At 74.2% G+C, this 19,752-nt stretch carries 18 protein-coding genes; 16 read left to right on the top strand and 2 right to left on the bottom strand.

Annotated elements, in window-relative coordinates; all coding sequences use genetic code 11:
• Window positions 1-27: 27 nt before the first annotated feature.
• Both ABIB16_RS01955 and ABIB16_RS01950 read right to left on the bottom strand, forming a co-directional pair.
• Window positions 28-501: a GNAT family N-acetyltransferase gene (locus tag ABIB16_RS01955; protein WP_051995227.1), complete on the bottom strand. Its 474-nt coding sequence runs from the start codon at window positions 499-501 to the stop codon at window positions 28-30.
• A gap of 103 nt (window positions 502-604) precedes the next feature.
• The gene (locus ABIB16_RS01950; protein WP_061866734.1) at window positions 605-1,252 is read right to left on the bottom strand and encodes a TetR/AcrR family transcriptional regulator; all 648 of its coding nucleotides are present in this window, start codon (window positions 1,250-1,252) and stop codon (window positions 605-607) included.
• A 113-nt stretch (window positions 1,253-1,365) separates the two neighbouring features.
• Here ABIB16_RS01950 and ABIB16_RS01945 point away from each other — a divergent pair, with 113 nt between their 5' ends.
• From ABIB16_RS01945 to ABIB16_RS01870, 16 genes are all read left to right on the top strand, one after another.
• A complete protein-coding gene (locus ABIB16_RS01945; protein ID WP_084776529.1) occupies window positions 1,366-2,982 on the top strand; it encodes a carboxyl transferase domain-containing protein in 1,617 nt (538 codons plus the stop codon).
• Between the two features lie 7 nt (window positions 2,983-2,989).
• On the top strand, window positions 2,990-5,125 hold the full coding sequence (locus tag ABIB16_RS01940; protein WP_354436017.1) for an acetyl/propionyl/methylcrotonyl-CoA carboxylase subunit alpha: 2,136 nt from the start codon (window positions 2,990-2,992) through the stop codon (window positions 5,123-5,125).
• Window positions 5,126-5,140: 15 nt separating this feature from the next.
• Complete coding sequence (locus ABIB16_RS01935) at window positions 5,141-6,328, top strand: acyl-CoA dehydrogenase family protein (RefSeq protein WP_354436016.1); 1,188 nt, start codon at window positions 5,141-5,143, stop codon at window positions 6,326-6,328.
• 1 nt (window position 6,329) lies between these two features.
• Complete coding sequence (locus ABIB16_RS01930) at window positions 6,330-6,860, top strand: MaoC family dehydratase (protein ID WP_063190287.1); 531 nt, start codon at window positions 6,330-6,332, stop codon at window positions 6,858-6,860.
• On the top strand, window positions 6,857-7,735 hold the full coding sequence (locus ABIB16_RS01925) for an HpcH/HpaI aldolase/citrate lyase family protein (protein ID WP_010079142.1): 879 nt from the start codon (window positions 6,857-6,859) through the stop codon (window positions 7,733-7,735). The genes ABIB16_RS01930 and ABIB16_RS01925 overlap by 4 nt, the downstream gene beginning before the upstream one ends.
• 202 nt (window positions 7,736-7,937) lie before the next feature.
• Entirely contained in the window at window positions 7,938-8,312 is a 375-nt protein-coding gene (locus ABIB16_RS01920) for a DUF485 domain-containing protein (protein ID WP_041104222.1), read from the top strand.
• Window positions 8,309-9,931 carry a monocarboxylic acid transporter gene (locus tag ABIB16_RS01915; RefSeq protein ID WP_135039871.1) on the top strand — a complete coding sequence of 541 codons (1,623 nt, stop codon included), beginning with the start codon at window positions 8,309-8,311 and terminating at the stop codon, window positions 9,929-9,931. The genes ABIB16_RS01920 and ABIB16_RS01915 overlap by 4 nt, the downstream gene beginning before the upstream one ends.
• A 139-nt stretch (window positions 9,932-10,070) precedes the next feature.
• Window positions 10,071-11,306, top strand: coding sequence for a 1-deoxy-D-xylulose-5-phosphate reductoisomerase (gene dxr, locus ABIB16_RS01910; RefSeq protein ID WP_354436020.1), 1,236 nt, complete (start codon window positions 10,071-10,073; stop codon window positions 11,304-11,306).
• Window positions 11,303-12,670 carry a M50 family metallopeptidase gene (locus tag ABIB16_RS01905; RefSeq protein WP_354436015.1) on the top strand — a complete coding sequence of 456 codons (1,368 nt, stop codon included), beginning with the start codon at window positions 11,303-11,305 and terminating at the stop codon, window positions 12,668-12,670. Before dxr ends, ABIB16_RS01905 begins: the two co-directional genes overlap by 4 nt.
• Before the next feature lie 105 nt (window positions 12,671-12,775).
• Entirely contained in the window at window positions 12,776-13,960 is a 1,185-nt protein-coding gene (ispG, locus tag ABIB16_RS01900) for a flavodoxin-dependent (E)-4-hydroxy-3-methylbut-2-enyl-diphosphate synthase (RefSeq protein WP_061866731.1), read from the top strand.
• Window positions 13,935-14,867, top strand: a complete 933-nt coding sequence (locus tag ABIB16_RS01895; RefSeq protein WP_061866742.1) for a GNAT family N-acetyltransferase — start codon at window positions 13,935-13,937, stop codon at window positions 14,865-14,867. Before ispG ends, ABIB16_RS01895 begins: the two co-directional genes overlap by 26 nt.
• A 119-nt stretch (window positions 14,868-14,986) precedes the next feature.
• A complete protein-coding gene (locus ABIB16_RS01890) occupies window positions 14,987-16,813 on the top strand; it encodes a proline--tRNA ligase (RefSeq protein ID WP_061866730.1) in 1,827 nt (608 codons plus the stop codon).
• A gap of 43 nt (window positions 16,814-16,856) precedes the next feature.
• Window positions 16,857-17,606, top strand: a complete 750-nt coding sequence (locus ABIB16_RS01885; protein ID WP_169577818.1) for a sulfite exporter TauE/SafE family protein — start codon at window positions 16,857-16,859, stop codon at window positions 17,604-17,606.
• Window positions 17,607-17,736: 130 nt separating this feature from the next.
• The gene (gene rimP / locus ABIB16_RS01880; protein WP_036314068.1) at window positions 17,737-18,324 is read left to right on the top strand and encodes a ribosome maturation factor RimP; all 588 of its coding nucleotides are present in this window, start codon (window positions 17,737-17,739) and stop codon (window positions 18,322-18,324) included.
• A 1-nt stretch (window position 18,325) separates the two neighbouring features.
• Window positions 18,326-19,312: a transcription termination factor NusA gene (nusA, locus tag ABIB16_RS01875; RefSeq protein WP_036314069.1), complete on the top strand. Its 987-nt coding sequence runs from the start codon at window positions 18,326-18,328 to the stop codon at window positions 19,310-19,312.
• Window positions 19,313-19,354: 42 nt separating this feature from the next.
• A complete protein-coding gene (locus tag ABIB16_RS01870; protein WP_078025530.1) occupies window positions 19,355-19,696 on the top strand; it encodes a YlxR family protein in 342 nt (113 codons plus the stop codon).
• Window positions 19,697-19,752: the final 56 nt, after the last annotated feature.

The raw sequence follows: 19,752 nt of genomic DNA, 5'->3' as shown, positions 1-19,752 counted from the left end.
CGGCACGGCGGGGGCCGCGGGGCGCGCTCAGTCGGCGGCGGGCAGCTCCATCACGAGCTCGGTGATGACCTCGGCACGGGCGTTGGAGAAGACCTTCTCCTCGCCGACGGTCTCGAAGCCGCGGCGGGAGAGCACCTTCACGGAGCCCACATTGTCCTCGGGCACGTGCGCCCGCAGCGGGCGGGCGGTGTGCTCCTCCAGGAACCGGTCCACGGCCGCGGTCGTCAGCCCCAGGCCCCAGTAGTCCTGCGCGGTCCAGAAGGACAGCTCGCCCACGCCGTCCTGCTGGGTGCACACGAGCGCACCCACGGCGCGGCCCTCGTGCTCGATGGTCCGCACGACGGTGTCCTCGTCCCCGAGCAGGTGGGCCCAGTGGTAGTCGAAGACACCGCGGTCCCGGGGGTTGCGGGGGGCGAAGGCGGACATCAGGTTGGCCTGCTCGTCCTGCTGGTGGAGGAAGAACTCGTCCAGATCCTCGGGTCGGACGTCACGAAGAAGCACGGCGGTGGACCTCTCGGGGCGGGGTTCGACGGCGTCGCCGTCGCGGGTACCGGCCACCGTATCACCGGGCACGACGCCGGCCCGCCGGGCCGGTGCCGCCCGCTCAGTCCCCGCCGGGCAGCGGCCCGGGGGCCGTGGCCGCGGCCCAGGCCATGGCCACGAGGGTCGCGCGGCGAGCCGCGCGGTCGGCCGCGGTGCGCCGCACCGAGCGGGGGGTGGAGTTGAGCAGGCCCAGCACGGCCTGGGCGCGGAACACGGCGGTGGCCTGGTCCTCGTGGGGGTGGACGACCTGCAGCTGGCGCGCCCACACGTCGATGTAGGCGCGCTGGGTGCGCGTGATGGCCGTGCGCGCGCCGTCGGGCAGGGCGGACATGTCGCGGTCCTGCACACGGATCACGTCGCGCTGGGCGAGGGCGAAGTCCGCCTGGAAACCGATGAGGGCCCGCAGGGTCTCCGCCCCCGGCGCGTGCTGCGCCTCGGCGGCCAGCCCGCCGTCCAGCAGGTCCTGCGAGGCCGTGTCGAGGATCGCCGTGAGCACGGCGGCCTTGCCGGCGAAGTGGCGGTAGATGGCGGGGCCGCTGATCCCGACCGCGGCGCCGATGTCCTCGAGGCGGACCGCGTCGAAGCCCCGGGCCGCGAACAGTCGCGCCGCGGCCGCGAGCAGGTCCACCCGGCGTCGGGCCTTGGCGGCCTCCCGGGCGGTCGGCGGGGTCGCCGGGGCGGTGGGGGACGCGGGATCGACGGCGGGCATGGGATCCACTGTAGGACGGGACGAGGCGCGCCGGGCGCCCGGTCGACGTCAGTGACGATCGTCACTACACTGAGGCTCGGTTCAGTTAGTCGTCATTCACTGAAGGGGGTCTCATGACCGCCAGCACCCCGGCCCCGGCCGCGCAGTCCGCGCCCACCGTGGCCGAGCGCAACGCGGCCGGCCACGCCCGGCTGGAGCAGGAGCTCGCCGACCTCGTCGCCCGCACGTCGCTCGGCGGGCCCGAGCGTTCGCGCGAGCGCCACACCGGCCGCGGCAAGCTGCTGGTGCGGGACCGCATCGACGCGCTGCTCGACGAGGGCTCGCCCTTCCTCGAGGTCGGCGCGCTGGCCGCGCACGGCCTGTACGACGGGGACAGCCCCGCCGCGGGCGTCGTGGCGGGCATCGGCCTGGTCCACGGCCGCCTCGTGATGGTGGTCGGCAACGACGCCACCGTGAAGGGCGGCACCTACTACCCCATGACGGTGAAGAAGCACCTGCGGGCCCAGGAGATCGCCCTGGAGAACCGCCTGCCGTGCATCTACCTCGTGGACTCCGGCGGCGCGTTCCTGCCCCGCCAGGACGAGGTCTTCCCGGACCGCGAGCACTTCGGCCGCATCTTCCGGAACCAGGCGCTGCTCTCCTCGCGGCGCATCCCGCAGCTGGCCGCGGTGTGCGGCTCCTCCACGGCGGGCGGCGCGTACGTGCCGGCCATGTCGGACGAGACCGTGATCGTGCGCGAGCAGGGCACCATCTTCCTCGGCGGCCCCCCGCTCGTGAAGGCCGCGATCGGGGAGGACGTCTCGCCCGAGGACCTCGGCGGCGGCCGGCTGCACGCCGAGCGCTCCGGCGTCGCGGACCACCTGGCGGACGACGACCTGCACGCCATGCAGATCCTCCGGGACATCGTGGCCACCCTGCCCCCGGCCGAGGCGCCGGCCTGGGAGGTCGCCCCCGCCGCGGAGCCCGCCAAGGACCCGGCCGAACTGACCAGCGTCGTGCCCGTGGACGTGAACACCCCCTACGACGTGCGCGAGGTGATCGACCGCCTCGTGGACGGCGGCTCCGTCCACGAGTTCAAGCCCCTCTACGGCACCACCCTGGTCACCGCGTTCGCGCGGATCGACGGCCACCCCGTGGGCGTCCTCGCCAACAACGGCATCCTGTTCGGAGACTCCGCCCGCAAGGGCGCGCACTTCATCGAACTGTGCGACCAGCGCGGCATCCCGCTGCTGTTCCTGCAGAACATCTCCGGCTTCATGGTGGGTCGGGACGCGGAGGCCGGCGGCATCGCGCGCGACGGCGCCAAGATGGTCACCGCCGTCGCGACCGCCCGCGTGCCCAAGCTGACCGTGGTGATCGGCGGCTCGTTCGGCGCCGGCAACTACGCGATGTGCGGCCGCGCCTACTCACCCCGCTTCCTGTGGATGTGGCCGAACGCGCGCATCTCCGTGATGGGCGGCCCGCAGGCCTCCTCCGTGCTCACGCAGATCAAGCAGGACCAGCGGGCCGCCGCGGGGGAGGAGCCGATGTCCCCCGAGGAGGTCGAGGCCTTCCAGGCGCCGGTCCGCCGGCAGTACGAGGACCAGGGCAGCCCCCTGTACTCCACCGCCCGCCTCTGGGACGACGGAGTGATCACCCCCGGCCAGACCCGCCGGGTGCTCTCCCTGGCCCTCGACGTCATCTCCCGTTCCCCGCTGCCGGACTCCCGGTTCGGCCTGTTCCGCATGTGAGGCACCCGTGACCGAGAACCACGCCCAGGGGACGCCCCTGTTCGACACCGTGCTGGTGGCCAACCGCGGCGAGATCGCCGTGCGCGTCATCCGCACCCTGCGCCGCCTCGGCATCCGCTCGGTGGCCGTGCACTCCGACGCCGACGCCGACGCGCGGCACGTCCGCGAGGCGGACACGGCGGTCCGCCTCGGCCCGGCTCCGGCCCGCGAGTCCTACCTGGACATCGACGCCGTCGTCGACGCCGCGCGCCGCACCGGCGCCCAGGCCGTGCACCCCGGCTACGGCTTCCTGTCCGAGAACGCCGACTTCGCCCGCGCGCTGGACGCGGCCGGCATCGTGTTCGTGGGCCCGCCCGTGGCCTCGCTCGACGCGATGGCGGACAAGATCCGCGCCAAGGAGACCGTGGCCGCGTACGACGTGCCGGTGGTCCCCGGCATCCAGGACCCCACGCTCACCGACGAGCAGATCACGGCCGAGGCCGAGCGCGTCGGCTTCCCGCTGCTGATCAAGCCCTCCGCGGGCGGCGGCGGCAAGGGCATGGTGGCCGTGCGCGCCGCCGAGGAGCTGCCCGGCGCCCTCGCCTCGGCCCGGCGCACGGCGCGCTCCGCGTTCGGCGACGACACCCTGCTGCTCGAGCGGCTCATCACCGCGCCCCGGCACATCGAGGTGCAGGTGTTCGCGGACGCCCACGGCGCCACCGTGCACCTGGGCGAGCGCGAGTGCTCCCTGCAGCGCCGCCACCAGAAGGTGATCGAGGAGGCCCCCGCGCCCCTGCTGACCGGGCTGGCGCACGGGGCCGAGCTCCGCGAGCGCCTGGGCCGGGCCGCCGTGGACGCGGCCGTGTCCGTGGGCTACCGCGGTGCCGGCACCGTCGAGTTCCTCGTCTCGGACGAGAACCCGGACGAGTTCTTCTTCATGGAGATGAACACCCGCCTGCAGGTGGAGCACCCGGTCTCCGAGGAGGTCGTCCGGGTGCGCGGACAGCGCCTGGACTTCGTGGAGCTGCAGCTGCGCATCGCCGCGGGGGGGCCGCTCGGCTTCGCCCAGGAGGACGTGACCCTCGACGGCGCCGCCGTCGAGGCCCGCGTCTACGCGGAGGACCCCGCGAACGGCTTCCTGCCCTCCACCGGGCCGGTGCTGCGCTGGCGCGAGCCCGCCGGCGAGGGCGTCCGCGTCGACACCCTCCTGCTGCCCTCCCGGCCGGCCGAGGAGCGCGCGTTCGGCTCCGGACCGCAGACTGGCCCCGCCGTCGGCGCCGTGGACCCCGTGGACGTCGACGGCGCACAGCCCGAGATCACCGGCTTCTACGACCCGATGATCGCCAAGCTCATCACCCGTGGCGCCGACCGCGCCGAGGCCCTGGACCGGCTCGACGCCGCGCTCGCGGACACCGTGCTGTTCGGCGTCCGCTCCAACCTGGGCTGGCTGCGCGAGCTCGCGGCCCGCGCGGACGTGCGGGCCGGCCGGCTCACCACCGAGCTGATCGACGGCCTCGAGGCGTGGACCGCCCCCGCGCTGCCCGAGGACCTCGCCGCGCTCGCGGCCGAGGCCCTGGCCGACGTGTCCGAGGACGCGGCCGCCGCCGAGCACCGCGCGGCCGGCACCGCGTGGGCCCGGGCGGACGGCTGGCGCGGCGCGGGCGCCCCGCAGCCCGGGATGCGCGTCCGGGTCGGGGACGAGGACCGCATCCTCACCGCCCCCGCCGCCGACGCCGAGGTGGACGAGGACGCCGGAGCCCTGGCGGGCGTCAACCTCCTGGCCGGTGACCCGCGGGACCCGCGCTCAGCGTGGCTGCACCGCGACGGCGCCGCGTGGCAGGTCCGCCGCCTCACCCGGGCCGAGGTGGTCGAGGCCGCCCGCGCGGCCGCGGCCGCGCGCCGTGCCCCGGCCGGCGCAGCGTCGCCCGAGGCACGCACGCCCATGCCGGGCACCGTCGTCGCCGTGTCCGTGGCCACCGGCGACACCGTGGCCGCGGGCCAGGAGCTGGCGGTGGTCGAGGCCATGAAGATGGAGCACCCCGTCACGGCCGCCGTCGCCGGCGTCGTGACCGTCCACGTCGCCGAGGGCGACGCCGTGGCCGCGCAGGCGTTGATCGCCGTCGTCGAGCCCACCGAGCACGCAGCACCCGCAGAGAACACCTGAGAACAGGAGAGGACCATGAGCACCAAGCACCGCACCCTGCCCGCCCTCGAGGAGGACTACCAGGTCCTCTCCGACACCGTCCGCGAGTTCGCCGACGAGGTCGTGGCCCCGGTCTCCGCCGAGCTGGACGCCAAGCACGAGTTCCCGTACGAGATCGTGGCCCAGATGGGCGAGATGGGCCTGTTCGGCCTCCCGTTCCCCGAGGAGTACGGCGGCATGGGCGGCGACTACTTCGCCCTGGCCCTGGCGCTCGAGCAGCTCGGCCGCGTCAACCAGTCCGTGGCCATCACCCTCGAGGCCGGCGTCTCCCTGGGCGCCATGCCGCTGCTGAAGTTCGGCACCGAGGAGCAGAAGCAGCGCTGGCTGCCGGACCTCGTGGCCGGCACGCACCTGGCCGGCTTCGGCCTCACCGAGCCGGGCGCGGGCTCCGACGCCGGCGGCACCCAGACCACCGCCGCGCTCGAGGACGGCCAGTGGCGCATCAACGGCGCCAAGGAGTTCATCACCAACTCCGGCACGGACATCACCTCGCTCGTCACCGTCACCGCCGTGACCGGCACCGTGGAGGGCAGGACCGGCCACGACGGCCGCCCCGCCAAGGAGATCTCCACGATCCTCGTGCCCGCCGGCACCGAGGGCTTCTCCGTGGCCAAGGCCTACGACAAGGTCGGCTGGAACTCCTCGGACACCCACGCCCTGCACTTCTCGGACGTGCGCGTGCCGGAGGAGAACCTGCTGGGCGCCCGCGGCCGCGGCTTCGCCCACTTCCTCGAGATCCTCGACGAGGGCCGCATCGCCATCGCGGCCCTGGCCACCGGAGCGGCCCAGGGCTGCGTGGACGAGTCGGTCGCCTACGCCAAGCAGCGGACCTCGTTCGGCCAGAAGATCGGGCAGTTCCAGGCCGTGTCCTTCAAGATCGCCCGCATGCAGGCCCGCGCGCACGCCGCCCGCCTGGCCTACTACGAGGCCGCCCAGAAGATGCTGGCCGGCAAGCCGTTCAAGACCGAGGCCGCCATGGCCAAGCTGATCGCCGGCGAGGCCGCCATGGACAACGCCCGGGACGCCACCCAGGTGTTCGGCGGCTACGGCTTCATGAACGAGACCCTCGTGGCCCGTCACTACCGCGACTCCAAGATCCTCGAGGTCGGCGAGGGCACCACCGAGGTGCAGCTCATGCTGATCGCCCGCGAGCTGGGCCTCTGACGTGACGGAGCGCGTCGAGATCGAGCAGCGGGGCCGCTACGCGGACGAGCTGGCGGTCGGCCAGGTCTACCTGCACCGGCCCGGCCGCACGCTCACCGAGGCGGACAACGTCCTGTTCACCACCCTCACCATGAACCCGCAGGCCCTGCACCTGGACCACGCGTACGCGGCGGCCCAGCCGTTCGGCCGGCCGCTGGTCAACTCGATGCTGACGCTGTCCACCCTGGTGGGCCTCGCCGTCGGGCAGACCACGCAGGGCACGCTCGTGGCCCAGCTCGGCCTGGGGGAGATCGCGTTCCCGAAGCCGGTCTTCCACGGGGACACGCTCTACGGGCGCTCCGAGGTCACCGCGATCCGCGAATCCTCCTCGCGACCGGGGCAGCGGGTCGTCACGTTCGCGATGACGGGGGAGAACCAGCACGGCGACGTCGTCGTCCGCGCCCAGCGCACGTGCCTGATGTGGACCGCGCAGGCGCACGCGGAGGCCAAGGCGAAGGCCGCCGACGCCGCAGGGACGGGAGAGCGGGCATGAGCGCGCTGAGCCTCGGACCGGCCGTCATGTTCACCCCGGCGGACCGCCCCGAGCGGTACGCCACGGCGCTCGAGCGCGCGGACGCGGTGATCCTCGACCTCGAGGACGCCGTCATCCCGGAGGCCCGGCCCGCCGCGCGGGACGCCGTCGCGGCGGCCTGGGCGGGGCGGGCGACGGGCGGGGTCGACGGCGGCCCGCTGGACGAGGACCGCGTGGTGGTGCGCGTGAACCCCGCGGGCACCGCGGACCACGACGCCGACCTGGCCATGCTCGCCGGGACGGGCTGGCGCACGCTCATGCTCGCCAAGGCCGAGTCCGCCGCGCAGGTGGACGGGGTCGTCGCCGCCCTCGGACCGCAGACCCGCGTCGTCGCCCTGTGCGAGACCGCGGCCGGGATCCTCGCCGCCGCCGAACTGGCCGCCCACCCGCACGTGGGTGCGCTGATGTGGGGCGCCGAGGACCTCGTGGCGTCGATGGGCGGCAGCTCCTCCCGTACCCCCGAGGGCGCCTACCGCTCCGTGGTCCAGCACGCCCGCGCGACGGTGCTGCTGGCGGCGGCCGCCCACGGCGCGGCCGCATGGGACGCCGTCCACCTGGACCTCGGCGACGAGGCCGGGCTGGCCGCCGAGGCCGAGGACGCCGTCGCCCTGGGCTGCACCGCGACCGTGTGCCTGCACCCGCGCCAGGTGCCCGTCGTGCGCTCCGCCTACACGCCCGCCCCGGAGGCCGTCGAGCGCGCCCGGCGCGTCCTCGCCGCGGCCGAGGGCCGACACGGGGCCTTCGAGCTGGACGGGACGATGGTCGACGAGGTGGTCCTCGCCCAGGCCCGCGCGGTCCTGCGCCGCGCGGACGCGGCCCGGCCCGCGAGTCCCTGACCGGCTCCTCGGCGGCCCCGTGCCCCGGCGGCTCCGTGCCGTCGGGGCGCGTCCGCGTCCGCACGGCTGCGCCCCGGGGCTGTCACACGGGCGCACGGCCCCGGGGCGCGCTTGACGGCGCACCCCTCCGCCCGCCAGAGTGTGGTTGTCATCACAGTGATCTGTCTCACACTGATCCGTCCTACGCACCCCCGGAGGGCCCATGTCATCCAGCGAGCCCACGGCGCCGGTCCCCACGGCCGCGCAGTTCCGCGCCGCGCAGCAGTCCGAGGAGTTCATCGAGCTCCGGCGCACCCACCGATCCTTCGCCTTCCCCATGACCGTGGCGTTCTTCGTCTGGTACCTGGTGTTCGTGATCGTCGGCGCGTTCTTCCCCGAGTTCATGGCGATCCGCCTCGGTGGCAACATCACCCTCGGCCTGATCCTCGGCCTGCTCCAGTTCGTCACCACGTTCCTGATCACCTTCGCCTACGTCCGTTTCTCCAACCGGACCCTGGACCCCCGCGCCACCGCGCTGCGTGAGCGCCTCGAGCGCGAGGCCGCCGGCGCCCACGAGAACCCGGAGGCCACGCGATGAGCGCGCTCACCCCCCTGCTCCAGGCCGCCCCGCAGACGGTCGGCAACCCCGCCGTGAACATCGGCATCTTCGTCGCCTTCGTGGTGGTCACCCTCGTGATCGTGATCCGCGCGTCCAAGACGAACGCGTCCTCGGCCGACTACTACGCCGGCGGCCGCGGCTTCTCCGGCACCCAGAACGGCACGGCCATCGCGGGTGACTACCTCTCCGCGGCCTCGTTCCTGGGCATCGTGGGCGCGATCGCCCTCTACGGCTACGACGGCTTCCTCTACTCGATCGGCTTCCTCGTGGCGTGGCTCGTGGCCCTGCTGCTGGTGGCCGAGCTGCTGCGCAACACCGGCAAGTTCACCATGGCGGACGTGCTGTCCTTCCGCCTGCAGCAGCGTCCCGTGCGCATCGCCGCCGCCTTCGGCACCATGGCCGTCTGCCTCTTCTACCTCCTGGCCCAGATGGCCGGCGCCGGCGGCCTGGTGTCCCTGCTGCTGAACATCAACGACCGGGCCGGCCAGGCCCTCGTGATCGTGATCGTGGGCGTGCTGATGATCGTCTACGTGCTGATCGGCGGCATGAAGGGCACCACCTACGTGCAGATCATCAAGGCGATCCTGCTGATCGCCGGCGCGGGGATCATGACCGTGTGGTCGCTGGCCCTGTTCGGCTTCGACTTCAACGCCATGCTGGGGGCCGCCATTGAGATGAACCCGAAGGGTGAGGCGATCCTCGAGCCGGGCCTGCAGTACGGCGCCAGCGCCCTGACCCGCCTCGACTTCGTGTCCCTGGGCATCGCGCTCGTGCTCGGCACCGCCGGCCTGCCGCACGTGCTCATGCGGTTCTACACGGTGCCCACCGCCAAGGAGGCGCGCAAGTCCGTGGTGTGGGCCATCGTCCTCATCGGCGCGTTCTACCTGTTCACCCTCGTGCTGGGCTACGGTGCCGGCGCGCTGATCGGCCCCGAGCGCATCACGGCCGCGCCCGGCGGGCAGAACTCCGCGGCCCCGCTCCTGGCGTTCGAGCTCGGCGGCTCCATCCTGCTGGGCCTGATCTCGGCGGTCGCGTTCGCCACCATCCTTGCGGTGGTCGCGGGCCTGGCCATCACGGCGGCGGCGTCCTTCGCCCACGACGTGTACGGCTCCGTGATCGCCAAGCACCCGCTCACCCCGCAGGAGGAGGTGCGGATCGGCAAGATCACCGTGGTGGTGATCGGCGTCCTGGCGATCGTCGGCGGCATCGCCGCCCAGGGCCAGAACGTGGCGTTCCTCGTGGCGCTCGCCTTCGCGGTGGCGGCCTCGGCGAACCTGCCGACCATCCTCTACTCCCTGTTCTGGCGGCGCTTCACCACCCGCGGCGCGGTGTGGTCGATGTACGGCGGACTGCTCTCCGCGATCATCCTGATCGTCCTGTCCCCGGTGATGTCCGGGACGCCGACCTCGATGATCCCGGGCGCGGACTTCGCGGTGTTCCCGCTGAAGAACCCGGGCATCGTCTCCATCCCGCTGGCCTTCTTCCTCGGCTGGCTCGGCTCGGTGACCTCGTCGCGCGCCGAGGACCCCGACAAGCAGGCCGAGATGGAGGTCCGCTCCCTCACCGGCATCGGCGCCGAGAAGCCGGTGCAGCACTGATCCGCGGCTGACCCGGTCCCACGGGGGCCGGCGGGGCGGGACGTCGGGGTGCGGCGTCCGTCCGGCCGGCCCCCCGTCCGTGTCCAGGCCCGACTGGCATCATGGCGGGGTGACGCACGGATCCCTCACCGACTACACGCTGCCCGCCCCCGCCCCGGCGGACGACGACGGCGCCCCGCGCGCCGTCGCCCTGATCGGCTCCACGGGCTCGATCGGCACCCAGGGCCTCGACGTGATCGCCCAGGACCCCGCCCGGCTCCGGGCCGTCGCGCTCGCGGGCGGGGCGAACACGACCCTGCTGGCCGAGCAGGCCGTGCGCTTCGAGGTCGAGGCGGTGGGCTCCGCCGCGGCGGGGGAGGAGGAGCTGCGCGCCGCCCTCGCCGACGCCGCCGCCCGCCTCGGGCGCCCGGCCCCCCGACCCGTGCTGTTCACCGGGCCACGCGCCGCCGAGCAGATCGCGGCGTGGCCCGGCGCCGACACCGTGCTCAACGGGATCACGGGCTCGATCGGCCTGCGGCCCACCCTCGCCGCGCTGCACGCCGGCCACCGCCTGGCCCTGGCCAACAAGGAGTCACTCATCGTCGGCGGGGCCCTCGTGAAGGCGGCCGCCCGCCCGGGCCAGCTCGTGCCGGTGGACTCCGAGCACTCCGCGCTCGCGCAGGCGCTGCGCGGGGGCACGGCGGACGAGGTCCGCCGCCTCGTGCTCACGGCCTCGGGCGGGCCGTTCCGCGGCCTGGACCGCGCCGCCCTGCACGCCGTCACGCCGGCCCAGGCCCTCGCCCACCCCACGTGGGACATGGGCCGCGTCGTCACCACCAACTCCGCCTCCCTCGTGAACAAGGCCCTCGAGGTGATCGAGGCCCACCTGCTGTTCGACGTGCCCCTGGACCGGATCGACGTCGTGGTCCACCCGCAGTCCGTGGTCCACTCGATGGTCGAGTTCGTCGACGGGTCCACGCTCGCCCAGGCCTCCCCGCCGGACATGCGTCTGCCCATCGCCCTGGGGCTGTGCTGGCCGCGCCGTCTCCCGGGCGCAGCCCCGGCCTGCGACTGGACGCGGGCGGCCACCTGGACGTTCGAGCCCCTCGACGAGGAGGCCTTCCCCGCGGTACGGGCCGCGAAGGAGGCGGCGGCCGCCTCGCCCACCCACATGGCCGTGTTCAACGCCGCCAACGAGGAGGCGGTGGACGCCTTCCACGCCGGCGCCCTGCCCTTCGACGGGATCGTGGACACGGTCCGCGCCGTCGTCGCCGACTACGCCCCCGAGCACGTGCTCGCCGAGGCCGGCCACGACCCCGCACCCGCGGCGCTCACCGTGGATGCCGTGCTCGCCGCCGAGGCCTGGGCGCGCCGTGCGGCGCGGGCCCGCTGGTGACCGTCGTGGAGATCCTCTGGTACGTCGCGGGCGTCCTCGCGGTCGCGCTGGGCCTGGCGGTCTCGATCGCCCTGCACGAGGTCGGCCACCTCGTCCCGGCCAAGCTCTTCGGCGTGCGCGTCACGCAGTACGTGATCGGCTTCGGCCCGACGCTCGTCTCGTGGCGCCGCGGCGAGACGGAGTACGGGTTCAAGGCCGTGCCGCTGGGCGGCTACGTCGCGATGATCGGGATGCTGCCCCCGCCGCGGCCCGGGCAGACGCCCCGCGCGGCGTCCACGGGCTTCGTCCAGCAGCTGGGCCGCATGGCCGACGACGCGCGGGCCCAGGCCGCCGAGGAGGTCCGCCCCGGCGACGAGCACCGCCGCTTCCTCGCCCTGCCGGTGTGGAAGCGGGTGGTGATCATGCTCGGCGGGCCGTTCATGAACCTGCTCATCGCGCTGGGCGCCACCGCCCTGCTGGTCACCACGGTGGGCACCTCGCAGCCCAGCACCACCGTCGCCGAGGTCTACCGGTGCGTGGTCACGATGCAGGAGCAGCAGGCCCGCGCCGCCTCCGGCGGGACAGAGGACTGCCGCCCGGGCGATCCCGCCGCGCCCGCCCACGAGGCGGGACTGCGCCCCGGGGACACCGTGCTCGCCTTCGACGGGCGGCCGGTCTCCGACTGGGACGCCCTCTCCGCCGCGATCCGTGACCGCGCCGGACAGCCCACCCGGATCGAGTGGGAGCGCGACGGCGAGCGGATGAGCGCCACCCTGACCCCGCGCCTGACGGAACGGCCCGTGACGGACGCGCTGGGCCGGCCCGAGCGGGCCCCGGACGGGACCGTGGCGACCCACGAGGTCGGGTTCATCGGCATGGGCGCGCAGCTCAAGACGGTCCGCGGCACCCCGCTCGACGCCGGCCCGCTCGTCACCCAGCAGGTGCGGGGCGTCGTCGACGTCGTCCTCGTGCTGCCGCAGCGGCTGTGGGACACCGCCGTCGCCGTGGTGACCCCGGCCGAGCGCGACCCGGACGGCCCGATGTCCGTGGTGGGAGTCGGCCGGATCGCCGGGGAGGCGGCGGCGCTCGAGGAGGCCACGCTGACGGACAAGGCCGCCCTGCTGCTGTCCCTGCTGGCGGGCGTGAACGTGGCGCTCATGGTGTTCAACCTCATCCCGCTGCTCCCGCTCGACGGCGGCCACGTGGCCGGCGCCCTGTGGGAGGCGGTGCGCCGCGGTTGGGCCCGGATCACGGGCCGCCCGGACCCGGGGCCGTTCGACCTGGCCCGCATGCTGCCGCTGACCTACGCGGTGGGCGCGGCGATGCTGCTCATGGGCGTCATCCTGATCGTGGCGGACATCGTGGAGCCGGTCCGGCTGTTCTGAGCCCGGCCCGTTCGCCGTGGGCGGTCGCCCCGCGCCCCGGGGCGCCCGCGCGCCTAGGATGGACCGGAGAACCCGGCGGCCCCGCGCCGTCGACCCCGAGAACCCATGAGGAGCGCCCCCGTGCCCGTCAGCCTTGGAATGCCGTCCGCCCCGCCGCCCGTGCTGGCCCCGCGCCGCACCACCCGGCAGATCCAGGTGGGCTCGGTGGGCGTCGGCTCGCAGCACCCCGTCTCGGTGCAGTCGATGACCACCACCAAGACGCACGACATCGGCGCGACCCTGCAGCAGATCGCCGAGCTCACGGCCGCCGGCTGCGACATCGTCCGCGTGGCCTGCCCCACGGACAAGGACGCCGAGGCCCTCAAGGTCATCGCCCAGCAGTCCACCATCCCCGTGATCGCGGACATCCACTTCCAGCCGAAGTACGTGTTCGCGGCGATCGAGGCCGGCTGCGGCGCCGTGCGCGTGAACCCGGGCAACATCAAGAAGTTCGACGACAAGGTCAAGGAGATCGCGCAGGCCGCCTCGGACCACGGCACCTCCCTCCGCATCGGCGTCAACGCCGGCTCCCTGGACCCGCGCCTGCTGCAGAAGTACGGCAAGGCCACCCCGGAGGCCCTCGTCGAGTCCGCCGTCTGGGAGGCCTCCCTCTTCGAGGAGCACGGCTTCAAGGACTTCAAGATCTCCGTCAAGCACAACGACCCGGTGATCATGGCCCGCGCCTACGAGCTGCTCGCCGAGCAGGGTGACTGGCCGCTGCACCTCGGGGTCACCGAGGCCGGCCCGGCCTTCCAGGGCACCATCAAGTCCGCTACCGCCTTCGGCTACCTGCTCGGCCAGGGCATCGGTGACACCATCCGCGTCTCCCTCTCCGCGCCGCCGGTCGAGGAGGTCAAGGTGGGCCTGCAGATCCTGCAGTCCCTGAACCTGCGTGAGCGCAAGCTCGAGATCGTCTCCTGCCCCTCGTGCGGCCGCGCCCAGGTGGACGTGTACACGCTGGCCGAGCAGGTCACCGAGGGCCTCCAGGACCTTGAGGTCCCGCTGCGGGTGGCCGTCATGGGCTGCGTCGTCAACGGGCCGGGCGAGGCCCGCGAGGCCGACCTCGGCGTCGCCTCCGGCAACGGCAAGGGCCAGATCTTCGTCAAGGGCGAGGTCATCCGCACCGTGCCCGAGGACCAGATCGTGGAGACCCTCATCGAGGAGGCCAACCGGATCGCCGGTGAGATGGACCTGGGGGAGGACGGCGGTGACCAGGCTGCCGCCGGTGCCCCGGTGGTCTCCGTCCACTGACCGGGAGGTCCGGGCCGCCACGGGTGACCGCGTCCGCCTGCTGACCGACGCGGACACCGCCGCGCTCGCGGCCCTGTCCGCCCGTGCCCCCGTGTCCAACGTGTTCGTGGACTCCCTGCTCGAGGCGGGCCGCCTGGCCGGCCCGCGCGGGGGAGCGGCGGGCACCCTGTTCCTCGGGATCGACGACGACGCCCCGGGCGCCGGCGCGCTGCGCGCGGCCGTCTGGATCGGCTCGAACGTGGTGCCGGTCGCCGCGTCCGAGGCCCCGGACGCCGGCTGGGCGCCGGGCGACGCGGAGGCGCTCGGCGCGGCGGCCGCCGCGCTGCGCCGCCGGTACGGGTCGATCTACGGCCCGGCCGGTCCCGTGCTGGCCGCCGGCGAGGCCCTCGCCGCCGCGGGCCACCGGTCCCGGTCCGTGCGCCCCGACCAGCCGCTGCTCGTGCTGGGCACGGCCGGGGGGATCGACCCGAACCCGCACGTGGTGCAGGCGCAGCCACACGACTTCGCGCGCGTCCTGCCGGCCAGCGCGGCGATGTTCGAGGAGGAGCTCGGCTTCTCCCCATTCGCCGGGGGCGCGGCCCAGTACCGGGACCGCGTCGAGCGGCTGATCCACACCGGACGCGTCTTCATCGACCCGGGACCGCGCGACGCGGGCGGCCCGCTGCGCTTCAAGGCGGACATCGGGCTGCTCTCCTCCCGGTGCGCCCAGATCCAGGGCGTGTGGATGGCCCCCGCCGCGCGCGGCCGAGGACTGGCGGCGTCGGCGATGGCCGCCGTCGTGGACTACGTGCGACTCCAGGCGCCCGTGGTCAGCCTCTATGTCAACGCGTACAACACCCCCGCGCTGCGCACGTACGAGCGCGTGGGGTTCGAGCGGCGCGGCACGTTCGCGACCGTCCTGTACTGACCCGGCGGGCCCTGCGCGGGCGATAGGATCGGCGGTCAGGACGCCGGGCACCCCGTGCCGGCGTCGTCCCGTCCCGCGCGCCGCCCCGACCGCGCGAGCCCGTCCGAGGAGGCCCCGTCATGCCCCTGCGCATGTCCACCCTGTTCCTGCGCACCCTGCGCGACGACCCGGCGGAGGCCGAGGTGGCGAGCCACAGGCTCCTCGTCCGTGCCGGTTACATCCGTCGCGCGGCCCCGGGCATCTACTCGTGGCTGCCGCTGGGCCTCAAGGTGCTGGCCAAGGTGGAGCGGATCGTGCGCGAGGAGATGGACGCGATCGGCGCCCAGGAGGTGCACTTCCCGGCGCTGCTGCCGCGGGAGCCCTACGAGGCCACGGGGCGCTGGGATGAGTACGGCGACGGGCTGTTCCGCCTGCAGGACCGCAGGGGCAACGACTACCTCCTGGCCCCCACACACGAGGAGATGTTCACGCTCCTGGTGAAGGACCTGTACTCCTCGTACAAGGACCTGCCCGCGTACCTGTACCAGATCCAGACCAAGTACCGGGACGAGGCCCGCCCGCGCGCCGGCCTGCTGCGCGGGCGCGAGTTCATCATGAAGGACTCCTACTCCTTCACGGTGGACGACGCCGGCCTGGACGCCGCGTACGAGGCCCACCGGGCCGCCTACCTGCGGATCTTCGACCGCCTCGGCCTCGAGGTCGTGCCGGTGCGGGCCACCTCCGGTGCGATGGGCGGCTCCCGCTCCGAGGAGTTCCTGCACCCCACCGAGGTGGGCGAGGACACCTTCGTCGAGTCCGACGGCGGCTACCGCGCCAACGTCGAGGCCGTCACCACGGTGGCCCCCGCCCCGCTGGACGAGGCGGCCATGGCGGTCCTGCCCGCCGCCGAGGTCAAGGACACCCCGGTCTCCACCACCATCGCCGCGCTCGTGGACGTCGCCAACCGGCTGGCCCCGCGCGACGGCGAGCCGTGGACCGCCGCGGACACGCTCAAGTGCGTCGTGGTCACCGCGGTGGTGGACGGCGGCGAGCGCCGCCCGTTCGTCGTGGGCGTGCCCGGCGACCGTGAGGTGGACCTCAAGCGTCTCGAGGCCTCCGTGGGCCCGGCGCTCGGCGTGGTCGGCGAGCCCACGCTCGAGGCCGCGACCGCCGCGGACCTGGCCGCGCACCCCGCCCTGGTCAAGGGCTACATCGGCCCCGCGGCGGCCGACGCGGTCGAGGGCACCCCGGTCCTCGGCGCGGAGGGCTCCGTCTCGGGCCTGCCCTTCTTCGTGGACCCGCGCATCGCCCCCGGCACCGCGTGGATCACCGGCGCGAACGCGGACCAGCGCCACGTGTTCGGCCTCGTGGCCGGCCGCGACTTCACGTGGGACGGCGTGCTCGAGGCCACCGCGGTGCGCGAGGGCGACCAGGCCCCGGACGGCTCCGGCCCGCTGCACACCCGCCGCGGCATGGAGATGGGCCACATCTTCCAGCTCGGCCGCAAGTACGCCGAGGCCCTCGACCTGAAGGTCCTCGACGTCCACGGCAAGCAGGTCGTGGTGACCATGGGCTCCTACGGCATCGGCATCACGCGCGCCGTCGCCGCGATCGCCGAGCGCTACCACGACGACAAGGGCCTGGCGTGGCCGCGCGCGGTGGCCCCGGCGGACGTGCACGTCGTCGTCGCCACGAAGGGCGAGGACGGCCTCGCCGCCGCCGAGACCCTCGCCGCGGGCCTCGAGGCCGAGGGCCTGACCGTGCTCGTGGACGACCGTCCGAAGGTCAGCCCCGGCGTGAAGTTCAAGGACGCCGAGCTCATCGGCGTGCCCACCACCGTGGTGATCGGCCGCGGCCTGGCGGACGGCGAGCTCGAGCTCAAGGACCGTGCCACCGGCGAGGCGCGCCCCGTGCCCGTGGACGGGGCCGTCGCGGCGGTGCTCGCGGAGGTGCGCGACGGGCGCTGAGTGGTTCGGCGCCGTCGAGCTGACCGCCGGGCTGCTCGTCCTCGTGCTCGCCGCGGGCTTCGCGGCGGGCTGGATCGACGCCGTCGTGGGCGGGGGCGGGCTCCTGCAGCTGCCGGCCCTGCTGCTCGTGCCCGGGCTGAGCCCGATCCAGGCCCTGGCCACCAACAAGCTCGGCTCGGTGTTCGGCACGGCGACGTCGGCGCTCACCTACCGGCGGCGCCTGCGGCAGGATCTGTCCACCGCACTGCCGATGGCCGCCGTCGCCTTCGCGGCGGCCCTGGGCGGGGCCGTGGTCGCCGCGCATCTGCCGGCCGGCGTGATCCGGCCCGTGATCCTGGCGGCGTTGATCGCCGTCGCCGTGTTCACGGCCGTGCGCCCGGGCCTCGGACAGGTCGCCGGCGTGGGGCCGCGGCGGAGCACCGCGCTGGCCCGGGCCGTGGCGCTCGGCGCGGCGGTGGGCTTCTACGACGGCGTCCTCGGCCCCGGCACGGGCACGTTCCTCATCCTGGGGCTGGTCCTGCTGCTCAAGTTCGACTTCCTGCACGCCTCGGCACAGGCGAAGGTGGTCAACCTCGCGACCAACCTCGGCGCGCTCGCGTACTTCGTGCCCTCGGGGCACGCGGTGCTGGGCCTGGGGCTGCTGCTCGGCGCGGCCAACCTCATGGGCGGCTACGTGGGGGCCCGCATGGCGATCGCCCGCGGCACCGGCTTCATCCGCGTGGTGTACCTCATGGTGGTGACCGCGCTCATCGTCAAGGTCGGCGCGGACACCCTCGCCCCGCTGCTGCGCTGAGCTCGCCCCGTCCAACCCGGTCGGGAGCACTCGGCCCCGCCGTGGGCCGCCGGTAGGCTCGGCCCCGGATCCCGACCCCGGCCCCCGCCCGCGTGGCGCGGCGGCCCCGACCCGACGAGTGAGGCACCCCATGGACAGCACCGACCGCCGCGACGACCTCGCCGAGCTGCGCACCCGCGTCGAGGAGGCCCTGGCGGCCGACGACGTGGTGGTGGAGCAGGTGCGCGCCACGGGCACCGCCGAGCACCGCACCGTCGAGGTGGTCCTCGACCGCGCCTCGGGCACCCAGGGCCTGAGCCTGGACGACGTCGCCCGCCTCTCCGGCCGGGTCTCCGCCGCCCTCGACGCCCTGGGCGACCACGTGCCCGGCGTCGGCGCGGGGGAGTACCTGCTGGAGGTCACCACCGCGGGCGTGGACCGCCCGCTCACCGAGCCCCGCCACTTCGCCCGCAACGTCGGCCGTCTCGTCGAGGTCTCGGTCGACGGCGCCGCGCCCGTGACCGCCCGCCTGAAGGACGTGACGGACGACGACGTCGAGCTGGCCGTGGTGCGCCCGCCCGCGAAGAAGGGCATGAAGGCCAAGGAGCTGCCCGCCGAGCGGGTCGCCCTCGACCGCCTCGGTCCGGCGATCGTGCAGGTAGAGTGGAGCCCCGCTCAGCAGGCCGGCGACGCCGACGCCGCCGCGGGCGAGGACACGGCCGAGCACACGGAGGCATGAGTTGGACATCGACATGAGCGCGCTGCGCATGCTGGAGGCGGAGCGGGAGATCCCGATGGACCGCCTCATCCCCACCATCGAGCAGGCCCTGCTCATGGCGTACCACCGCACCCCGGGGGCCCTGAAGCGCGCCCGCGTGGAGATCGACCGCGCGACCGGCCACGTCACCGTGTGGGCCACGGAGCTGGACGAGGACGACACGCCCATCGGCGAGTTCGACGACACCCCGAACGGCTTCGGCCGGGTGGCCGCCTCCACGGCGCGCCAGGTGATGATCCAGCGCATGCGCGAGGAGGACGACGACAAGGTCCTCGGCGAGTTCAAGGACAAGGAGGGCGAGCTCGTCTCCGGCGTCATCCAGCAGGGCCTGAACCGCCACATGGTCCAGGTGAACCTCGGCACCCTCGAGGCCGTCCTCCCGCCGCCCGAGCAGGTGCCCGGCGAGGACTACGCCCACGGCCGCCGGATCCGCGCCTACGTGGTCTCCGCGACGCGCGGCGCCAAGGGCCCGTCCGTCACGGTGTCCCGCTCGCACCCCGGCCTCGTGCGCAAGCTCTTCGAGCTCGAGGTCCCGGAGATCGCGGACGGCTCGGTCGAGATCACGGCGCTGGCCCGCGAGGCCGGCCACCGCACCAAGATGGCCGTGCGCGCCACCCGCCCCGGGGTGAACGCCAAGGGCGCCTCCATCGGGGAGATGGGCAGCCGCGTGCGCGCCGTCATGACGGAGCTCAACGACGAGAAGATCGACATCGTCGACCACGTGGACGACCCCGCCGCGATGATCGCCAACGCCCTCTCGCCCGCCACGACCGTCTCGGTGGAGATCCTCGACGCGGACCAGCACTCGGCCCGCGCCGTGGTGCCGGAGTACCAGCTGTCCCTGGCCATCGGCAAGGAGGGCCAGAACGCCCGCCTCGCGGCCAAGCTCACGGGCTGGCGGATCGACATCGTCGGCGACGGGGTCACCACCTCCGCCCCGGGCCGCTGACCGTCCCCGGGAACAGATCCGGGCCCGGACGCGCTAGGATGGATGAGGTCCTTTCTCGATCCGACGCCCGTGAGGGGTGAACGCATGACGTCTCGGACGGTCGTGCGCACCTGCATCGGATGCCGATCGAGGGCGGACCAGCAAGAGCTGGTGCGCGTCGCCCTGGACTCCTCGACGGAACCCCCATCCGTCGTCTGGGACCCGGAACGACGCCGTCCCGGCCGGGGTGCGTGGCTGCATCCCGGCGAGGACTGCCTCCACCTCGCCCTGCGCCGCCGCGCGTTCGGGCGGGCCTTCCGGTCCGCCGTCGACGCCGACGCGCTGGGCCGCACCGCGGAGGCACCGGCTGACAGACCGACAGATGAAGGCGGGTCAGAGATCTGATGCGTACCCGATGAGCACTGAAGCATGAGTGCCCAGCGATGAACTTCACCCCCTGC

Origin of the sequence: Micrococcus sp. UYEF5 (genome assembly GCF_040546065.1) — a bacterium.
Classification (GTDB): domain Bacteria; phylum Actinomycetota; class Actinomycetes; order Actinomycetales; family Micrococcaceae; genus Micrococcus; species Micrococcus luteus.
Note: the sequence above shows the minus strand (reverse complement) of the source record. Positions and strands in the feature narration are given on the sequence as shown.